The following is an 18,256-nucleotide window of genomic DNA, read 5'->3' as shown; positions in this document are numbered from 1 at the left end:
ACCCGCAGACCCTGACGTCGCGGCGCGACCTCGACGTCGCCTCAACCGTACGGGCTCCCGACCTGGGCCCGCCGACCCCTCGAGCCCGACGTCCTCTACATCTGCGCCACCGACGAGTACGGCACCCCGGCCGATCTGGCGGCAAAAGAAAAGGGACTACCGGTCGCGGAGTCCTGCGCTCAGGCACACGACGCGCAGAAGGCCGCGTACGACGGCTTCGAGCTGGCCTTCGACTACTTCGGGCGCAGCTCCTCGCAGCAGAACGTAGAGATCACGCAGCACTTCGCACGAAAGCTGAACGAGAACGGCTTCATCGAAGAGCGGGCCATCCACCAGGTCTACTCCCCCACCGACGGCCGCCTCCTCTCCGACCGCTACGTCGAGGGCACCTGCCCGCACTGCGGCTACGACAAGGCCCGCGGCGACCAGTGCGAAAACTGCACCCGCGTCCTGGACCCCGACCTGATCAACCCGCGCTCGGCGATCAGCGGCTCCACGGACCTCGAGGTCCGGGAGACGAAGCACCTCTTCCTGCTCCAGTCGAAGCTGCAGGGCGAGGTGGAGGCATGGATCGACGCGGTCGGCGACGAATGGCCGGAGTTGGCGACCGAGGGCACGGTCTTCTACGTCTGGTTCGACGCGCCGATCGAGTACATCAGCGCGACCAAGGAGTGGGCCGACGCCGCCCCTGACGGCGAGATCCGCGACTGGAAATCGTGGTGGTACGAGGCCGACGACGTCCGGTGCACGGAGTTCATGGGCAAGGACAACGTCCCCTTCCACACGGTGATGTTCCCGGCCACTGAGCTCGGCGTACGCGAGCCCTGGAAGAAGGTCGACTACGTCAAGTCCTTCAACTGGCTGAACTACTACGGCGGCAAGCTCTCCACCTCGCAGCGCCGCGGCGTCTTCACGCACGACGCGCTGGAGATCCTGCCGGTCGACTTCTGGCGCTACTTCATGATGGCCTACGCCCCGGAGTCGGACGACACGTCGTTCACGTGGGAGCACTTCACTGCCACAGTCAACAAGGACCTCGCCATGCACGAGGGCCACATGGAGTCCCTCCAGTTCCGCAAGGCGGCCGCCTCACTGCGCGCCCTGTGGTCGGCAGGCAACTCCTACCTGGAAGAGAAGGCCCCCTGGCAGGAGATCAAGACGGACAAGGACGGCGCCGCGCTGACCCTGCGCACGGCAACGAACCTGATCCACCTCTGCTCGGTGGCCTCCGAGCCCTTCATCCCCTCCTCTGCCAAGGCCATGCGCTCCGCCTTCGCACTCGACGGCGACACCGCAACCTGGGTGAGCGCGGAGCAGGCCAAGACCCTCAACACCGTGCCTGCGGGTACTGCGTTCACAGTTCCAGGGTTTGGGTGGCGGGCAGCTCCTTGTGAAGGTTCGGCGTGACATCCGCACGCCTACCGCCCCATAGGTTCCGTACTTCGGAAGGATGCGCGCTCGAGCGCAAGCGGTGGCACGCGCTATGAGCAGTTGTCGACTCCCAACAAACGTTCGCGACGCCCGCGCGCCACGGAACGCGGACCCCCAAGGCCCTATCTCTCCTCGCGAGCCCCACACCGGGCTCAATATCAGCCTCATGCCGCGCCCCTGCCTGCCCACAGCAACCGCACTGGTCAGCGCACTCGCCCCCGCGGTTTCAGCGGCACAGGCGGCAAGTTCGGAGCAGGGAGGCGTCGGCCGGATCAGGCGCGCAGGGTGACGCCGAAACGGGTCCTCATCCGCCGCAGTTCCCACAGCGAGACAGCCGTCACTGACAGCGGCCCACCCAGCGTGGAGCAGAACTGGACGACGGGCGGACCTCCCGGCATGCCGTCGCCGATCAGGCTGAAGGCCGCGAACACCCACACCAGCGTCATGGTGAGGACGGGCGGCAGCATCGGGTGGACCTGGGCACTGTTGAAGGCGCTGCGGGCCGAGTACAGCGACGCCATGAAGAAGAAAGGGAAACCCCACACGAACACGAACATCGAGGCGACGACCAGTACGTACTCCCACAGGCTCTTCCCGTCGTCGGCGTTCACCGTCAGCGCGGTCGGGACGAGGATTCCGCCCATCACGACCAGCGTCAGCACGTACCAGCCGACCGCCTTGAGTGGAGCGCGCAGCCGGGAGCGCAGATGGGGCCTCAGGTGCGGGGGTGCGTAGGAGATGAATCCGATGATGACCAAGGGCGCAGCGATGATCAGCACGAACGGCGCGAAGACCAGTTGGGCCGCACCGCCGTACGCCGCGTCCTCCCAGCGGTTCGGATCCACGTTGTAGGCGAGGATCAGGCCGATGGTGGCAGCAACACCGAGCACCGTGCGGGCCAGTTGGACGCGGTCCACGGTGCGGTCCTCTATCCGGCCCGCACCTTCCTGTGCGAAGAGCCTGGTGGCGGCGCGGTGCGCGGAGCGCAGCAGCGCGCCGATGAGCCCGAAGCGACGCCGGGCGGCGGGCCTCGTGGGCTGGGGGCCGTAGGGGTACGGGTTCGGGTACGGCGGCTGGTTCGGGTTCGGGCCCGGATTCGGTGGCGGCGGACCGTAGGGGCCGCCCTGCGGTGGTCCGTAGGGAGCGCCCCAGCCGCCCTGGCCTGCCGGTCCGTTCCCGCCAGGCTGACCCGGGCCGTTACCCGGCCCCCATCCCCCCGTAGCCATGCCACTCCCCCGTTCGCTTTCGGCCAGTCACTGTGTGACCTCTGGTGCCATGGCGCAGTGTAAAGGCACATCGTGGCCGGGCTCCGCGTCTTCGGAGGCCTCAGAGCGCGTGTGAGGTGAAGGGTCCGACGGTGAAGGTGTCCCCGCACACCTCCAGTGTGCGCGGCGCGGCCGTGGTCAGGGACGCGGTGTTGTCGGGCGGATAGACCTTGACGCGGGCCGGCTTGGCCCAGCAGTTGCCGTCGGTGACCCCCCGGTCGGGGGTCTGCACCACCGCGTGGGCCTTCTGCCCGGCCTTGAGTACGACGTCCTGCCTGTCGCCGTTGTGCGACCGCGTTGCGGGCTCGCCGATGCGCCGGCCGGAGGCGTCGGTCAGGGAGAGTCCGGGATAGCCCCTGAGCGTGCAGGTGCCGCCGGTGGTGTTGGTCAGGGTGAGGTCGAAGTACTTGCTGTTCATTTCCCGACCCGTCGGTGTGAGGCCGACCTTCAGGTCGCCGGTGGTGCAGTTGCTGCGGTGGGCGGGCCGGGCAGCGGCAGCGGAGCTGGCAACCGGTGCCGCGTCGTTCTTGGGCTTGGCGTCCTTCTTGGCGTCCTTCTTGGCGTCCTTCTTGGCATCGCCCTTGGGGGCAGCCTTGGTGTTGTCCTTGGCCTTGGCCGTGGCCTCCGACGACACGCTCTGTGCTGTCGTGTGCGCCTGGTCATCGTGCGCGGCGCACGCGGTCGCCGCCAGTACGCCGACCGCCACGAGTGCGGCCGCGCAGACACGTTCTCGCTGTCCTTTCCTCCTCATGGCATTCATACGTATCGGCTGTCCGTCTTCGCGGCAGGCATGCGCCCGCGGCCCGGGTTCCGGAGTCTTTCCCACGCGTTGCGCGCCGTGTTCACACGGTTCTCCCACCCTTCTGCGTCAGGGTCGAAGGGCAGTGAGTCGTTCCGTCACGCCGTCCAGGAGGAGAACCGTTGACCATCGCAGGCGCTCGCAGGAAAGTTCCGCTGTGGCTGGCCACGGTCGCCCTCGCGGCGGCCGGACTGGTCGCATGCAACAGCGAAGGCAGTGGGGCGCATCCGGCCGACGAGAGCGTGGGCGCGTCGTCCGGGCATCCCAACATCGTGTGGGTCCTGACCGACGATCTCTCGTCGGACCTGGTGAACTACATGCCGCACGTGAAGGCCATGCAGAAGGCTGGACTGTCCTTCTCCAACTACACGGTGACGGACTCGCTGTGCTGCCCCTCCCGTTCGTCCATCTTCACGGGCAAGTTCCCCCACAACACGGGGGTGTTCACCAACACACCGCCCGACGGCGGTTTCCAGACCTTCCACGACAAGGGCAACGAGGACAAGACCTTCGCCACCGCCCTCAAAAAGCAGGGCTACCGCACGGCGATGATGGGCAAGTACCTCAACGGCTACCAGCCGGACATGACCTTGGACGGCGAGAAGAACTACGTACCCCCCGGCTGGGACGAGTGGGACGTGGCCGGGAACGGCTACAAGGAGTACGACTACACGCTCAACCAGAACGGCAGGACGGTCGACTACGGGCACGACCCGAAGGACTACTTGACCGACGTCGTCAACGCGAAGGGCCAGGACTTCATCGAGAAGTCGGTGCAGGACAAGAAGCCTTTCGTGCTCGACATCTCCACGTTCGCGCCGCACGGCCCGGCCACCCCGGCGCCGCAGGACGAGGGCAAGTACAAGAATCTGAAGCTCCCCAAGCCGCCGGCCTTCGACAGGACGCCGACGGACGCCCCGCAGTGGCTCAAGGACAAGAAGGCTTTCACGCCGCAGCAGATCGAGAAGATCACCAAGACGTACCGGAAACGCGTCCGTGCCGTGCAGGCGGTCGACCGCATGATCGGTGACCTCCAGGAGAAGCTGAAGAAGGAGGGCGTCTACGACAACACCGTCTTCGCCTTCGCCTCCGACAACGGCTTCCACATGGGCCAGTACCGTCTGATGCCGGGCAAGCAGACCGCGTTCGACACGGACGTGAACGTCCCGCTGGTCGTCACCGGACCGGGCGTCGAACGAGGCGCCACCACCGGGGCCGTCGCCTCGAACATCGACATCTGCCCCACCTTCACCGAACTGGGCGGCGGCACGCCCGACCCGTCGACCGACGGCCGCAGCCTGGTGCCCCTGCTGAAGGGGGAGACTCCGAAGGACTGGCCGCAAACGGCGCTGGTGGAGCATCACGGGCCCAACACCTCACCACAGGATCCCGACAAGCCTCGCAAGGACAGCGGCAATCCGCCCTCCTACGAGGCGCTGCGCACCCGGCAGTACACGTATGTCGAGTACAAGAACGGCTCCCACGAGTACTACGACCGCAGCAAGGATCCGGACATGCTGCACAACGTCTATGCGGGGCTGTCCTCGGACACGAAGAGTCAACTCGCCGCTTCCCTTGCGAAGTTGCAGGACTGCAAGGGGTCTAAGGAGTGCTCCGCGGCGGCCCGGGTCGACGGCTGAAGGCACCGGGCTTCCGGCACGTCACGGCGTCGCCGGGAGCCGGACGGTGACGCGGGTCCCCTCCCCCGGCGTGGCGGCCACGCTGCCGCCGTGGGCATCGGCCACCGCCGCGACGATGGCGAGGCCCAGGCCGCTGCCGTCGCCGCTGTGCGCCGGGTCGCCCCGGTAGAAGCGGTCGAAGACCCGCGGGAGCGCCTCTTCCGGGATGCCCGGGCCCTCGTCGGCGACCGTGAGGGTGATGTGCGGCGCGTCCGGAACCGCGGTACTCAGCATCACCTGCGCCGCGGTCCCGGAGGGCGTGTGCTGGCGCACGTTGGACAGCAAGTTGTCGACCACGCGCCGCAGTTGCTCGGCATCGCCGTACACCGTCGCACCGCCCTCGGCCCGCACCGTCACCGGGCTGTCGGGGGCCATGACACGCGCGGCGGACACCGCGTCGCGCACGATCGCGGACAGGTCCACTGACGACCGTCCGCGCACCGGAGCGCTGTCGAGGCGGGCGAGCAGCAACAGGTCGTCGACGAGCCGTTGCATCCGCAGCGCCTCGGTGGTGATCCCGTGCATCACCCGCTCCCGCTGTTCGGGGAGGGCCAGCGCACCCTGGTGGTGCAGATCGGCGTAGCCGAGGACCGCCGTGACGGGGGTGCGCAGTTCGTGCGAGGCGTCCGCGACGAAGCGGCGCAGCCGGTCCTGGGTGGTGCGCTCGACGGCCAGCATCGTGTTCAGGGCGAGGCCGAGGCGCCCGACCTCCGTGTCGTCGTCGGCCGGTGCGACATGGCCCGCACGGTCGCCGTCCGCGATGGCGTCCGCGTCCCGGGCCATCGACTCCAGTGGGCGCAAGCCCCGGCGCAGGACCCACAGCCCCGCCCCCGCGAGCAGGGCAAGCACTCCGCCGGTCGCCGCCGTCTCGACGATCAGCACCTGGCGCAGCGTCCCCTGCACCTGGTCCAGCGGTACGGCCGCGACCAGCGTGCCGCGCCCGGGAACGCGCTGCACCAGCAGCCGGTAGTCGGGGCCGCCCGGCGCCGCCGGACCCACCGTGACCGGGTCGGTGCCGCGCGCCCGTGACAGCGGGTCCGGCAGGCGCGGCACGGCGTCGTCCGGGTCCCGAAGCCGCGGCACCAGGTCCCGCACGGTGCCGTCGGGACGGCGCAGCTGGAGGTAGAACTCCGAGGCCCCGAACAACCGGACGTCGTTGCCGAGCTTCCCGTCCGGCCCGGCCTGCTCCAGTTGCTGTGCCACGCGCTGGCGCACCGCACGCAGGGTGACGTCGCTACGGTGCATGAGGTCGTTGCTCAGCGCCGTGTACACGACGGTGTCCAGGGCGAGCAGGGCCGCGGCGACCAGGGTGAGCAGCGCCAGCAGGAGCCGGCCGCGCAGTGAGCGGGGCCGCAGGGAGCGGCGTCGGGCCCCGGCAGGCTTCACGCGGTCCTCTGGTCGCGCAGGATGTAGCCGACGCCGCGCCGGGTCTCGATCAGGCCGGGGCCCAGCGCGTCGAGTTTGCGGCGCAGATAGGAGATGTAGGTCTTCACGACCCCGTGGTCGCCCTCGCCGAACTCCCAGACGTGTGCCAGCAGTTGCTCGTGCGTCAGGACGCGGTCGCGGTTCAGCAGCAGATGGTGCAGCAATCGGTACTCGGTGGGCGAGAGCTCGACCAGGACACCGGCCCGGCGCACTTCGTACGTCTCGGTGTTCATCTCGACGTCGCCGCAGACGAGCAGGCGCGACTCGGCGCGGCTCTCGCCCCGGCGCAGCACGGCCCGCACCCGGGCGGCGACCTCGGCCAGCCTGAAGGGCTTGGTGATGTAGTCGTCGGCGCCGAGGTCGAGGCCGCCCACGATGTCCTGCCCGCTCTCCCGGGCGGTCAGAAAGATCACCGGGGTCGTCGAGCCGGCCTGTCGCAATCGGCGGACCACCTCGAATCCGTCGATGTCGGGCAGCATCACGTCGAGCAGCACGAGGTGCGGGGCATGGGCGCGAACGGCCGCGAGGGCCGCCCTGCCGGTCTCCGCCTGCGCCACCTCGTACCCGAGGAACTGCAGGGAGGTGGCCAGGACGTCCAGGATGGCCGGCTCGTCGTCGACGACGAGCAGTCGGGTACCGGCCGGGACCTCTGATGCGCTCATCCCGGCATCCTGGCATCACGCCTCCCGGATCGGACAGCGTGGCCCCTCGGGACAGGTGCTGCTCGGGGGCTCAGCGGACGTCAGCTGAGGGCGGTCGGACTTCGGCCCCGCGGGACGCATGAGGCAAGAAGACACCCGCGACCGCCCCATGCCGCGCCCCTGCCCACAGCAACCGCACAGGTCAGCGCACCCGCCCCCGCGGCTTCAGCGGCACAGGCGGCAGCTTCGGCGCCGACAACCTGTCGCCGTCGTAGCCAGTCACCTCGCCGAAGCGCGAGCTGTCCATCCAGTCCGCGCGGGCCTGTGCGATCTCCTCGTTGGACCGCCCGACGAAGTTCCACCACATCACCAGCTCCTCGTCGAACGGCTCGCCGCCCAGGAGCATCAGACCTGCCTCCGACTCCGCGCGCAGGGAGAGCTCCGTGCGGCCGCAGCCCAGGTAGAGCATCGAGCCGGGCAGCACAGGTACGCCGTCGACGTGTGCCTCGCCGGACATGGACAGGACCGCGTACTCGAAGTCCGGCACCAGCGGGAGGCGGACGTCCGCGCCACGGGCGAGTGCGAGGTCCGCGCCCACGATGGGCGTGTACGTCGTGCCGGGCGATGTCGAGCCGTCCAGGTCGCCCAGGAGGAGCGTCGCGGTCAGGCCCGGGGCCGTGACCTGGGGCAGCTCCGCATGGTGCTCGAAGCGCGGGGCCGTGTGCCGGTCGCTGTCGGGCAGGGCCACCCACAGTTGCGCGCCGTGCAGGAAGCGGGCGTGCGACCGCGGGCTCTCCTCCGAGTGGGAGATCGCGCGGCCCGACGTCATCAGGCCCAGCTCGCGCGGGCGGATGGTCTGCAGGCTGCCCGTGGAGTCGCGGTGCAGCACCTCGCCGTCGTGCAGCCAGCTGACGGTCTGCAGGCCCATGTGCGGGTGGGGCGGGACCTGCATGCCGGGCTCGTCGGCGATGTCGTCGGGGCCGTACTGATCGACGAAGCACCAGGCGCCCACCATCCGGCGCCCGAGGTTCGGCAGCAGGCGACGGACCTCGGTGGACTCGCCGAGTTTGACCCGACGCGGGCTGAGGAGTTCCCGTACCGGTTCGGCGACGACGAATCCCCGGCCTCCGCACAAGGAAGGAACCGCTTCGCGATCAAGATTGCTCATGCCGCACAACCTAGCCCTGTGGGCCCTCCGGAGGGCAGTCGGCTATCCGCCACCGGCCGGACGTGCCCCGTACGAGAGTCGTGGAATATTCAACTACATGACCTCGTTACAGGCCTCGAAGGAGGAAGACAGTGGAGCAGAACAAGGTGGAGCAGATGAACGTGGAGCAGATCGACGTCGAGCAGATCGGCGTGGAGCAGAACCTGGGTACGGACTACCTCGGCCACGGGACCGCCGCAGAGCGCTGGTCTCGCGCGCAGCTGTTCTTCGAGGCCAAGGAGTACGCCACGGCGGCCCGCATCCTCGACGTCCTGGCCGACGAGGTGCCCGAGCAGGTCGCCCCGCGTCTGCTGCTCGCCCGCGCCTACTACCACTCGGCCCAACTGCGCCGCGCCGAGACCGCGTTGCGCAAGGTGATCGAGCTCGACCCGGTCGAGAGCTACGCCCGGCTCATGCTCGGGCGCACGCTGCAGCGGCAGAACCGCGCCGACGACGCGGCGCCCCACCTGCGCATGGCCGCCGCGCTGGACGGGGAATTCGCGCAAGTCTGAGCGCGCGGGGGTGGGTAGGAAGAGGTAGGTATGCGGGGAGGGGGCGCCCGTCGTAAGGGTGCCCCCTCCCTCCGGCCACCCCTTCGACGGCGAGGATCGCAATGCGGAAGATCATCTGGGCGATGTCCATGTCCCTGGACGGCTATATGGAGGGGCCGCATCGCGAGATCGACTGGCATCTGGTCGATGACGAGCTGCACCGCCACTTCAATGAGCAGGCCGCAGCCATGGGCGCGTTCCTGGACGGGCGGGTCAGCTGGGAGCTCATGGCGGCTTTTTGGCCGGATGCCGACTCCGATCCGGCGAGCACCGGGCCGGTGCGGGAGTTCGCCGGGATCTGGCGCTCCATGCCCAAGTACGTGTTCTCGCGGACGCTGGAGCGGGCCGGATGGAACACCACCATCATGCGCGACGTGGTGCCCGAGGAGATCCGGGCGCTCAAGGAGGCGGCGAAGGGGGACCTCGGCGTGGGCGGCGCCGATCTCGCCGCGGCCTTCCTTCGGCTCGGGCTGATCGACGAGATCCACGTCTATGTCCATCCGGTCGTGATCGGCCGGGGCAAGGCCATGTTCCAGGCGTCGGACGTCACCGCCGACCTCAAGCTCGCCGCAACGCGGACGTTCGGCAACGGTGTCGTCCTGCTCCGCTATGAGCTCACGAACTAATACGCATTAGTTCCGTCTCTCCCTAGCCATTCTCGGCCGTCCACCGTAAGAATTGCGGCGACTTCGAACCAGGGGAGAGATGAGCATGAAGAGGCGCAGCGTACTGCTCGCGGCACTGGCGCTCACCGCCACGTCGGGCGGTACGGCCATGGCGGCACGGAAACCGGCGGCGGCGGGGAAACGCGTGGTCGTCTATTACCAGACGCAGTACGCGAACGGCACGTATGTGTCGCCGCTTGCGCTCACCGAGAACAAGACCGGTGTGACGGACGTCCTGGTCGCCGCCGTGCACATCAATGACCTCAACGGCCCGAACGCCCCGATTCACTTGAACGACGACCCGCCGAGCGCGGCCAAGTACGAGCAGATGTGGCGCGATCTCAAGACCCTGCGCGGTCAGGGCGTGCACGTACTGGCGATGATCGGCGGCGCGGCGCCCGGCAGCTTCACGCGGCTCGACACCGAATTCGACACGTATTACCCGCTGTTGCGGGACTTCATCCGCGATTTCGAACTCGACGGCGTCGACCTGGACGTCGAAGAGAGCATGTCGCTCGCGGGAATCGAGCGCGTCATCGGCGCGCTGCGCGCCGACTTCGGTGCCGATTTCCTCATTACGCTCGCGCCGGTGGGCAGCGCGCTCAGTGGCGGCGGAAATCTCTCCGGTTTCGACTACGACGCTCTCTACCGCAGCCGGGGCGGTGACATCTCGTGGTTCAACGCCCAGTTCTACAACGGCTGGGGCGCGATGGACTCGACGTCCGACTACGACGACATCATCGCCCGGGGGCTCATTCCCGCGGACAAGGTGGTGGCGGGCGCCCTGACTTCCCCCGCCAACGGAGGCAGCGGATTCGTCGACATGGCGACTCTCAAATCGACGCTGGGCGCGCTCGCCTCGAAGCACCCCGGGTTCGGTGGCGTCGCCGGGTGGGAGTACTTCAACTCCGAGCCCGGTGGCACGTCCGCGCCCTGGAAGTGGGCGGCCGAGGTGTCGGCGGCGCTCAAGCGCTGACGCCGGGCCGACGCGACCGCCCCGGAGACGTCACAGCCACAGGGCCTCGGCAGCGGCCACCCCCACGAAGGCCGCGCCGAGGCCCGCCGCGACGCTCCCCAGCGCGTTGGCCACCGCGTAGAACCGCATGCCGCCCTCGGCGAGCCGCAGTGTCTCGTACGAGAAGGTCGAGTACGTCGTCAGCGCCCCGCACAGGCCCGTGCCGAGGAACAGCTGGGTCTGCGACGACGCAGCGCCCGCCGTGACCGCGCCGGTCAGCACGCCGAGGATCAGGCAGCCCGCGACGTTGACGGTGAGGATGCCCCAGGGGAAGTCGGTTCCGTACCGCTTCCGCAGGGCCTGGTCGGTCAGGTGGCGCAGCGGGGCGCCGATCATGCCGCCGACGACCACGAGCAGCCAGTTCATGCCCGCCTCCCCGCTCCGATACGTGCGGCCGCGACCCGGCGCGTCGTCCATGCCGCGGCCCACACCGCGAGGAGCGCCGCGATCAGGGTCAGGGCGAGGTAGGCCAGGCCCGTGCGGGCGTGGCCGCCGCGCACGAGGCGCTCGATGTCCACCGCGTACGTCGAGAACGTGGTGAAGCCGCCGAGGACGCCCGTGCCCAGGAACGGCCGGACCAGGGGGTGGACCGTCCGCACCTCCGTGACCAGCACCATGAGGACGCCGATCGCGGCGCAGCCCGCGGCGTTCACCACGAGGGTCGTCCAGGGGAATGCATCGGGGGCGGCAGGCCACCACGTGGCTGCCGCGTACCGGGCCACCGCGCCGATGCCGCCGCCCACGGCCACCGCCGCGACGGTCTTCCCTTCGTGCCGCGTCAACGTTCCTCCTACTCGCCGTCGCCCGTCGCCGGGCGCACTCGTTCGCAAGTAGGGACCGTTGGCGGCTGCCTTTGCCGCGGTTCGGGTACGGCGAGCCCCACCGCCGTGCGGCGCGTCCGGGGCAGCCCGGAAGATCGCCGCTTCCTCAAGGTTAACCGGCGCGGGTGTGGCCCCGCATCTCACCCCACGCTGTCGAAGCAGCCGGTCAGCGCGTCCACGGTGTCCTCCAGGCGGTTGTCCCTGCGGTGGGCGGCCCGCTGCCGCTCGGCGCCCGTGCCGCGGGCCTGGTGCCGCGCCCAGGCCGCCCGGACCCGGGCACCGTCCCCGTTGTCCTCCAGGGCCGTGCGGACGTGCGCATAGAGCCGCTCGGCCAGGACCGGTGCCGGTCGGAGCCGCTGGGTGTGCGCATCGAGGCCGTAGCCGCGCAGGCCGTCACGGGCCGCCCGCCAGTACGCCGCCCGCAGCACCTCCGGCGCCGGGTTCACGACCGGCTCACCGGCCCGGACGGCGCGCAGCTCCGTCAGCGCCAACGCCCGCACCAGCGCCGCGTGCAGGACCGTCTCCCCGGCGGTCATCTGTGCGTCGGCCACGCGGATCTCCAGCGTCGGCACATGGGCCGAGGGGCGTACGTCCCAGTACAGGCCGCCCCGGTCCATGACCGCCCCGGCCGTGTGCAGGTGGCCCACCAACTCCTCGAAGTGCGCCACGGACTCGAAGTACGGCGGTGGTCCGGCCACCGGCCAGCGCGCCCAGGACAGGGTCCGCCAGCTCGCATACCCGGTCCACCGGCCCGCCCAGTAAGGGGAGTTCACGGTGAGCGACACCAGCACCGGCAGCCACGGGCGCAGCCGGTTGCTCACCTTGAGGGCGAGCGCCCGGTCCGGGATGCCCAGGTGGACGTGGCAGGCGGCCGCGCACTGCTCGTCGTCCAGGGCGCGGAACGCCGCCAGACTGCCTGCGTAGCGCGGCCCGGGGGTGAGTGGGAGCGGCCGCACCTCCCCCAGTACCGGCGCCCCGGACGATACGACCGCGAGCCCCTGGCGCGTGGCCGCATCCGCGACCGCGCCGCGCATCGCGATGATGTCGTCGGCGAGTGCGCCCAGACAGGTGTGCGGCTCCGTTCTCGCCTCCACCTGGAAGCGGGTGATCTCATCGCCCACCCGCTCCTTGCCGAGCCGCCCGGCGGCCAGCGCGGCCACTCGATCGCCGTACGGCCGTACCGTGCGCGATACGGGATCGACGACGAGATACTCCTCCTCCACCCCTACGGAGAGCCGCCCCTCACCCGTCATGAGCGCGAGCTTCTCACGGCGGGCGGCGGTGGCGGGCGGAGACGACGCCGCCGTCCGGGCCGACCGGCTAGAACGTGCCCCCTGCGTGCCGGATCGCGCGCACCAGGCCGGTCACGAGGTTCGCCCGCTCGGCCATCGCCTCGACCACCACGTACTCGTGATCGGCGTGCGCGCCGCCCCCGACCGCGCCGAGACCGTCGAGCGTCGGCACGCCGAGCGCGGCCGTGAAGTTGCCGTCGCTGCCGCCGCCGACCGCCCTGCCCTCCAGGCCCGGGATCAGCTGCCGGGCCATCGCGAAGAGCCCGGCCGCCGCCGACTCGGGCATGGGCGGACGTCCGACGCCTCCCTGGACGGTGATCTGCGCCCCGGCGAGACGGGGGGTCAGAGCGGCGAACGCGGCTTCGATACGTTCCTTCTCCTCGGCCGACTCGACCCGGACGTCGACGACGACGGTCGCCTCCGCGGGGACGACGTTGTCCAGGGTGCCCGCGGACGCGACGGTCGGGGTGACGGTCGTGCCGATGTCGGGGCGGCCGAGCGCGGCGATGGCCAGAACCTGGTGCGCCGCTTCGACCAGGGCGTTGATCCCCGCCTCGGGTTCGAGGCCCGCGTGCGACGCGCGGCCCGTGATGGTGACATCGAACGTGCCGCAGCCCTTGCGGCCGGTCTTGACTCCGCCTCCGTCGGCGGCGCCCTCGAACACCAGGACCGCGCCGCAGGCCCGGGCGCGCTCCTCGATGAGGGCCCGGGAGGAGCGGGAGCCGACCTCTTCGTCCGCGGTCACCAGGATCTCGACGCCCGACAGGTCGTCGAGCGCCGCCAGGCCGTGCACGGCCTGCACCAGGCCGCCCAGCATGTCGAAGACGCCGGGGCCGGTCGCATGCCCGTCCGCGACCGCGAAGGGGCGGCGCGCGAGGGTGCCGAGCGGGAACACCGTGTCGTGGTGGCCGAGGATCAGTACGCGGGGGTCGCCGCCGGCCGACCAGTGGACGTGCGGGCCCGCCTCGCTCGCGATGAGGACGGCGTGCCCGCCGAGCCGGTTCTCGATGACCTCGGCGACGGTTTTCGCCGACTCGGTGAGGGCGTCGAGGTCGCGCGACGGCGACTCGACTTCGACCAGTGTCCTGAGGTCCTCGATCATCGCGTCGACCTTCACGTCGACCGCTTCGCGCTTCGTCACGTCGGCAAGGGTACGTGCGCGTTCATGCACCGCCCCTGGTGGGACCTCCGCGGCGCCCGGCAGGGCCCGAGGTCTGCGGCGGCCACGCCTCCGGGTCCAGCAGTCCGAGTACGTAGGCCCGCGCCACCAGCGCCGTCCGGTTCGGGACCTGCAAGCGGCGGCAGAGCCGTGTCAGGTGGTAGTTCACGCCGTCGGCGCCGATGCCGACCGTGCGCGCGACGACCGACGTCGTGGCGCCGCCCGCGACGAGGCGCAGGATGCGGGCCTCCTGGGGGCTCACGGCGGGGTGGGCGAGCTCCTCCCCCGCGTCCACCGCGCCCGGGCGGCCGGTGCGGGCGGCGGCGCCGTTCCTCGCGGGCTCGTCCCGCTCCTCCGCCACGCGCAGCGTCACCATCAACGGCGGGGTGTCCTTCAGCGGGTCGGTGACGGGTTCGACGGTGACCTGTCCGTGGCGGGTCGTTCCGCCTGCCGCCCAGCACGCCTCGACCGGGTAGCGGGACCGGCGGCCGGAGCGCATGGCCTCGTCGAGTTTGCGGAGTTGTTCGCTGTTGGTGGGGGTGAGCAGGTCGAGCAGGAGCCGGTTCGCCACCCGGCCCGGCTGGAGTCCCAGCGCAGTGGCGAAGGCCGGGTTGGCGACGGTGACGAGGCCGTTCGTCCGGGCGATCGCGGTCGGCGTCGGGGAGCGGTCGAGCAGGGTGATGAACCGGCCGCGCCACACCGCGGCGTCCGCCTCTTCCGCCGCCGCGCCCCGCTCCTCGTCCCCGATGGCTTCACCTCCGCGCTTCATTTCCCCACCCACGCGCCTCGCTCCCTTCACGTTCGCACCCTCGTCCGTCGCGCCCACGGCATCGTGCCCACCGCGCAAGTGCCGGGGCGGAAAAGACCCCTACAAGAATATGTAGTTCTCGCCCGAAGCCGCCCCTCGACGAAGGCCACCGTGGATACCGCGCCCCACCTGCCGGGCGCTCGACTCCCTCGTGTCCAAGGGAAGGGGCACTGCCGCCATGAGCGAAGAACACACCGTCGAGGTCTGTGGCCTCAAGGACCATCCGGACCTCGTACTGCCCACCGTCGACGTGACGGCGGCCGGGCCGACCGCCACTCCGATCCAGCAGACCGTGGAGCTCGCGCGGGTGCACGGGCCCTTGTTCGTCCGCAGGTACCACGGGCGCGAGACCGTCTGGGCGAGCTCCCTGGAGCTGGTCGAGGAGCTGTCGGACGAGACGCGGTTCGCCAAGGGGGTCGGCCCCGCGCTGCGGAACGTCCGCGGCATCGCGGGCGACGGCCTGTTCACGGCGTACGACGACGAGCCCAACTGGGCCAAGGCGCACGACATCCTGCTCCCCGCGTTCGCCATGAACTCGATGCGGACGTACCACCCGCACATGCTGCGCGTGGCCCGGCGCCTCATCGCCTCCTGGGACGGCCGGTTCGCGCCGGGCGCGGCCGAGTCCGCGCCGGTGGAGGTCTCCGAGGACATGACCAGGATGACGCTGGACACCATCGGCCTGTCCGGCTTCGGCTACGACTTCGAGTCGTTCGGCCGCACCGATCCGCACCCCTTCGTGCAGGCTCTCGTACGGGGTCTGGCGCACAGTCAGGCGAAGCTGGCCCGGAACCCGGCCGGTGACTACGCCGCCGATGACGCGGCGTTCGAGGCCGACGCCGCCTTCCTCGCCCAGGTGGTCGACGAGGTGATCGAGACCCGCAAGGCGTCGGGCGACACCTCCGCCGACGACCTGCTCGGCCTGATGCTCAACTCCCCGCACCCCAGCAGCGGAGAGACACTGGACGAGGCGAACATCCGCAACCAGGTCATCACGTTCCTCATCGCCGGACACGAGACGACGTCCGGCACGCTCGCCTTCGCCCTCCACCACCTGGTGAAGAACCCGGCGGTCCTGCACCTCGCGCAGGCCGAGGTCGACGCCCTGTGGGGCGACGATCCCGACCCCGAGCCGACGTACGAAGACGTGGGCAAGCTGCGTTACGTGCGCCAAGTGCTCAACGAGGCACTGCGGCTGTGGCCCACCGCGCCCGCGTTCCAGCGCAGGGCCCTCGCCGACACGACCCTCGGCGGGCACCCGATCGAAGCGGGACAGTACGTGGTCGTGCTGACCCCGATGCTGCACCGGGACCCGGTCTGGGGCGACAACGTCGAGGAGTTCGACCCCGACCGCTTCGCCCCGCAGACGGAGGCGGCCCGCTCCCCGCACGCGTACAAGCCGTTCGGAACCGGTGAACGCGCCTGCATCGGGCGGCAGTTCGCGCTGCACGAAGCCACGATGCTGCTCGGCATGCTGGTGCACCGCTACCGCTTCATCAACCGCGCCGACTACCGCCTGAAGGTCAAGGAAACCCTCACCCTCAAGCCCGAGGGCTTCACCATGACGCTGGCGGCGCGGACCACCGCGGACCGTGCGCGCGGCGGGGCCGGTGCCGGGGGCGACACGATGGGCGGCACCTCGCGGCTCTCCCGGACCTCGCGGCCCCATACCGACCAGCCGGCGGACGGCCTCCCCACCCGCGCGATGCCGGGCACCGCCCTCACCCTGCTCCACGGTTCCAACTTCGGGACCTGCCGCGGGTACGCCGAGCAGCTCGGGGACCTCGCCGCCGACCTCGGCTTCGACGCGCGCGTCGCCCCGCTCGACGACGCCGCCGGTGCGCTGCACTCGCTGCCCGCCGACTCCCCCGTCGTGATCGTCACCGCCTCCTACAACGGCAGGCCCACCGACGACGCGGGCGAGTTCGTCTCCTGGCTGTCCCGCGCCGCGCCGGACGCGGCCGCCGGTGTGCGGTACGCGGTCCTCGGCGTCGGCGACCGCAACTGGGCGGCGACCTACCAGAAGGTGCCCACGCTCATCGACGACGGGCTCGCCGCTGCCGGTGCGACCCGCCTCCTGGAGCGCGCCGAGGCCGACGCCTCCGGGGACCTCACCGGGTCGGTGGAGCGCTTCACCGCGACGCTCCGCCACACGCTGCTGCGGCGGTACGGGGACCCGGAGAGTGCCGGGGCCACCGCTCCCGCACCGGCAACCAGGACGTACGACGTCGTCGAGGTCTCCGGCGGGCCGCTCGACGCGCTGGACGCCCGGCACGGCACGGTGCCGATGACCGTCACGGAGGCGGCCGACCTGGCCGACCTCACCGATCCGCTCGCCCGCGCGAAGCGGTTCCTGCAGGTGGCGCTCCCCGACGGCGTCACCTACCGCACCGCCGACCATCTCGCGGTGCTTCCGGTCAACGACCCCGGAGTGATCGAGCGCGCGGCCACACTGCTCGGCGTCGACCTGGACGCGGTCCTCAACATCCGGGCCCACCGGCCCGGCCGCACCACCCTGCCGCTGGACCGCCCCGTGGCCGTACGCGAACTCCTCGCCCGTTACGTCGAGTTGCGGGACGCCCCGACGGCCGCCCAGGTCACCCTGCTCGCCGAGCACAACCCGTGCCCGCCCGAGCGCGCGGCCCTGGAGCAACTGGCAGCCTCCCCCGAGACCTTGGCCGCACGGCCCGGCAGCCTCCTCGACCTGGTCGAGGACCACCCGGCCCTGCGCGGTCAACTCCCCTGGCCCGTCCTGCTCGATCTGCTGCCGCCGATCCGCGCCCGCCACTACTCGATCTCGTCATCGCCCGCCGTCTCTCCGGACCATGCCGACCTGATGGTGTCGCTCCTCTCGGCACCGGACCGCTCCGGCCGCGGTACGTACCGGGGCACCGGTTCCTCGTACCTCCACCGCCTGCGGCCCGGCGACACGCTCCACGCGCGCGTGCAGCCCTGCCGCGACGCGTTCCGGATCCCCGCGGACGCGCGGACCCCGGTCATCATGATCGGCGCGGGCACGGGCCTCGCCCCGTTCCGCGGCACCATCGCCGACCGCCTGGACCTCCTCCGCAACGGCACTCCCCTCGCCCCCGCCCTCTGCTACTTCGGCTGCGACCACCCCGACGTCGACTACCTCCACCGCACGGAACTCGAAGCGGCGCAACGCGCGGGAGCGGTGTCGATGCGCCCGACGTACTCCCGGGCCCCCGAGGGCGAACTCCTCTTCGTCCAGCACCGCATCGCCGCCGAGTCCGAGGAGATCTGGCACCTCCTGGAGTCCGGAGCCCGGGTCTACGTCTGCGGCGACGGCGGCCGCATGGCACCCGGCGTCCGCGAGGCCTTCCGCCAGCTCCACATGAAGCACGCGGGCGGCGACTCGCCCCAGCAGGCCGAGGCGTGGTGGCAGGGGCTCGTCGCCGAGGGGCGGTATGTGGAGGACGTGTATGTGAGCGCATAGGCAGCAGATCCCCCGGAACCTGCTGGATGCGACCTCATTGA

15 protein-coding genes and 1 pseudogene are annotated in these 18,256 nt (G+C 70.7%); 6 read left to right on the top strand and 10 right to left on the bottom strand.

All coding sequences use genetic code 11. The annotated features are described in order from the left end of the window. Positions 1-87: 87 nt before the first annotated feature. Positions 88-1,365: pseudogene (locus ABZV77_RS12760) on the top strand (class I tRNA ligase family protein); the annotation flags it as partial. Positions 1,366-1,703: 338 nt separating this feature from the next. Here the strand turns inward: ABZV77_RS12760 and ABZV77_RS12755 are convergent. Next, the gene (locus ABZV77_RS12755; protein WP_356254498.1) at positions 1,704-2,657 is read right to left on the bottom strand and encodes a hypothetical protein; all 954 of its coding nucleotides are present in this window, start codon (positions 2,655-2,657) and stop codon (positions 1,704-1,706) included. A 100-nt stretch (positions 2,658-2,757) separates the two neighbouring features. Next, entirely contained in the window at positions 2,758-3,447 is a 690-nt protein-coding gene (locus tag ABZV77_RS12750; protein WP_356254495.1) for a DUF4232 domain-containing protein, read from the bottom strand. Between the two features lie 170 nt (positions 3,448-3,617). On the opposite strand from ABZV77_RS12750, the gene ABZV77_RS12745 reads away from it, so the two are divergent. Further along, complete coding sequence (locus ABZV77_RS12745; RefSeq protein WP_356254492.1) at positions 3,618-5,135, top strand: sulfatase-like hydrolase/transferase; 1,518 nt, start codon at positions 3,618-3,620, stop codon at positions 5,133-5,135. A 21-nt stretch (positions 5,136-5,156) separates the two neighbouring features. Here ABZV77_RS12745 and ABZV77_RS12740 read toward each other — a convergent pair whose 3' ends face one another. The 3 genes from ABZV77_RS12740 to ABZV77_RS12730 form a co-directional block, all read right to left on the bottom strand. Further along, positions 5,157-6,560: a HAMP domain-containing sensor histidine kinase gene (locus ABZV77_RS12740; RefSeq protein ID WP_356254489.1), complete on the bottom strand. Its 1,404-nt coding sequence runs from the start codon at positions 6,558-6,560 to the stop codon at positions 5,157-5,159. Continuing rightward, complete coding sequence (locus ABZV77_RS12735) at positions 6,557-7,261, bottom strand: response regulator transcription factor (RefSeq protein ID WP_356254487.1); 705 nt, start codon at positions 7,259-7,261, stop codon at positions 6,557-6,559. The genes ABZV77_RS12740 and ABZV77_RS12735 overlap by 4 nt, the downstream gene beginning before the upstream one ends. A 181-nt stretch (positions 7,262-7,442) precedes the next feature. Then, positions 7,443-8,408 (bottom strand): pirin family protein, encoded by a 966-nt coding sequence (locus ABZV77_RS12730; RefSeq protein WP_356254484.1) that lies wholly within the window; start codon positions 8,406-8,408, stop codon positions 7,443-7,445. A gap of 131 nt (positions 8,409-8,539) precedes the next feature. On the opposite strand from ABZV77_RS12730, the gene ABZV77_RS12725 reads away from it, so the two are divergent. The 3 genes from ABZV77_RS12725 (at position 8,540) to ABZV77_RS12715 (ending at position 10,639) form a co-directional block, all read left to right on the top strand. After that, positions 8,540-8,959: a tetratricopeptide repeat protein gene (locus tag ABZV77_RS12725; RefSeq protein ID WP_356254481.1), complete on the top strand. Its 420-nt coding sequence runs from the start codon at positions 8,540-8,542 to the stop codon at positions 8,957-8,959. 101 nt (positions 8,960-9,060) lie between these two features. Continuing rightward, a complete protein-coding gene (locus tag ABZV77_RS12720; RefSeq protein WP_356254478.1) occupies positions 9,061-9,624 on the top strand; it encodes a dihydrofolate reductase family protein in 564 nt (187 codons plus the stop codon). Positions 9,625-9,709: 85 nt separating this feature from the next. After that, entirely contained in the window at positions 9,710-10,639 is a 930-nt protein-coding gene (locus ABZV77_RS12715) for a glycosyl hydrolase family 18 protein (RefSeq protein ID WP_356254475.1), read from the top strand. A gap of 30 nt (positions 10,640-10,669) precedes the next feature. Here the strand turns inward: ABZV77_RS12715 and crcB (ABZV77_RS12710) are convergent, their stop codons facing one another. From crcB (ABZV77_RS12710) to ABZV77_RS12690, 5 genes are all read right to left on the bottom strand, one after another. Continuing rightward, on the bottom strand, positions 10,670-11,044 hold the full coding sequence (gene crcB, locus ABZV77_RS12710; RefSeq protein ID WP_356254472.1) for a fluoride efflux transporter CrcB: 375 nt from the start codon (positions 11,042-11,044) through the stop codon (positions 10,670-10,672). Beyond that, positions 11,041-11,460, bottom strand: coding sequence for a fluoride efflux transporter CrcB (crcB, locus tag ABZV77_RS12705; protein ID WP_356254469.1), 420 nt, complete (start codon positions 11,458-11,460; stop codon positions 11,041-11,043). The genes crcB (ABZV77_RS12710) and crcB (ABZV77_RS12705) overlap by 4 nt, the downstream gene beginning before the upstream one ends. A gap of 179 nt (positions 11,461-11,639) precedes the next feature. Then, positions 11,640-12,752 carry a glutamate--cysteine ligase gene (locus ABZV77_RS12700; RefSeq protein ID WP_356254466.1) on the bottom strand — a complete coding sequence of 371 codons (1,113 nt, stop codon included), beginning with the start codon at positions 12,750-12,752 and terminating at the stop codon, positions 11,640-11,642. Positions 12,753-12,819: 67 nt separating this feature from the next. Further along, entirely contained in the window at positions 12,820-13,932 is a 1,113-nt protein-coding gene (locus ABZV77_RS12695; protein WP_356254463.1) for a M20 family metallopeptidase, read from the bottom strand. 22 nt (positions 13,933-13,954) lie between these two features. After that, a complete protein-coding gene (locus tag ABZV77_RS12690) occupies positions 13,955-14,719 on the bottom strand; it encodes a PAS domain-containing protein (protein WP_356254460.1) in 765 nt (254 codons plus the stop codon). A 217-nt stretch (positions 14,720-14,936) separates the two neighbouring features. Between ABZV77_RS12690 and ABZV77_RS12685 the strand changes: the two genes are divergently transcribed. After that, the gene (locus tag ABZV77_RS12685) at positions 14,937-18,215 is read left to right on the top strand and encodes a cytochrome P450 (RefSeq protein WP_356254457.1); all 3,279 of its coding nucleotides are present in this window, start codon (positions 14,937-14,939) and stop codon (positions 18,213-18,215) included. The last annotated feature ends 41 nt before the right edge of the window (positions 18,216-18,256 follow it).

The sequence above is a fragment of the Streptomyces sp. NPDC004732 genome (assembly GCF_040609235.1).
GTDB lineage: Bacteria > Actinomycetota > Actinomycetes > Streptomycetales > Streptomycetaceae > Streptomyces.
This window is presented reverse-complemented; position numbering and strand designations above follow the sequence as displayed.

Bases quoted from the DNA above. Each gene is read 5' to 3' on its own strand.
- ABZV77_RS12690 (WP_356254460.1), bottom strand. From the start codon at position 14,719: ATGAAGCGCGGAGGTGAAGCCATCGGGGACGAGGAGCGGGGCGCGGCG.
- ABZV77_RS12755 (WP_356254498.1), bottom strand. From the start codon at position 2,657: ATGGCTACGGGGGGATGGGGGCCGGGTAACGGCCCGGGTCAGCCTGGC.
- ABZV77_RS12720 (WP_356254478.1), top strand. From the start codon at position 9,061: ATGCGGAAGATCATCTGGGCGATGTCCATGTCCCTGGACGGCTATATG.
- ABZV77_RS12715 (WP_356254475.1), top strand. From the start codon at position 9,710: ATGAAGAGGCGCAGCGTACTGCTCGCGGCACTGGCGCTCACCGCCACG.
- ABZV77_RS12700 (WP_356254466.1), bottom strand. From the start codon at position 12,752: ATGACGGGTGAGGGGCGGCTCTCCGTAGGGGTGGAGGAGGAGTATCTC.
- ABZV77_RS12735 (WP_356254487.1), bottom strand. From the start codon at position 7,261: ATGAGCGCATCAGAGGTCCCGGCCGGTACCCGACTGCTCGTCGTCGAC.
- ABZV77_RS12730 (WP_356254484.1), bottom strand. From the start codon at position 8,408: ATGAGCAATCTTGATCGCGAAGCGGTTCCTTCCTTGTGCGGAGGCCGG.
- ABZV77_RS12750 (WP_356254495.1), bottom strand. From the start codon at position 3,447: ATGAGGAGGAAAGGACAGCGAGAACGTGTCTGCGCGGCCGCACTCGTG.
- ABZV77_RS12685 (WP_356254457.1), top strand. From the start codon at position 14,937: ATGAGCGAAGAACACACCGTCGAGGTCTGTGGCCTCAAGGACCATCCG.
- crcB (WP_356254472.1), bottom strand. From the start codon at position 11,044: ATGAACTGGCTGCTCGTGGTCGTCGGCGGCATGATCGGCGCCCCGCTG.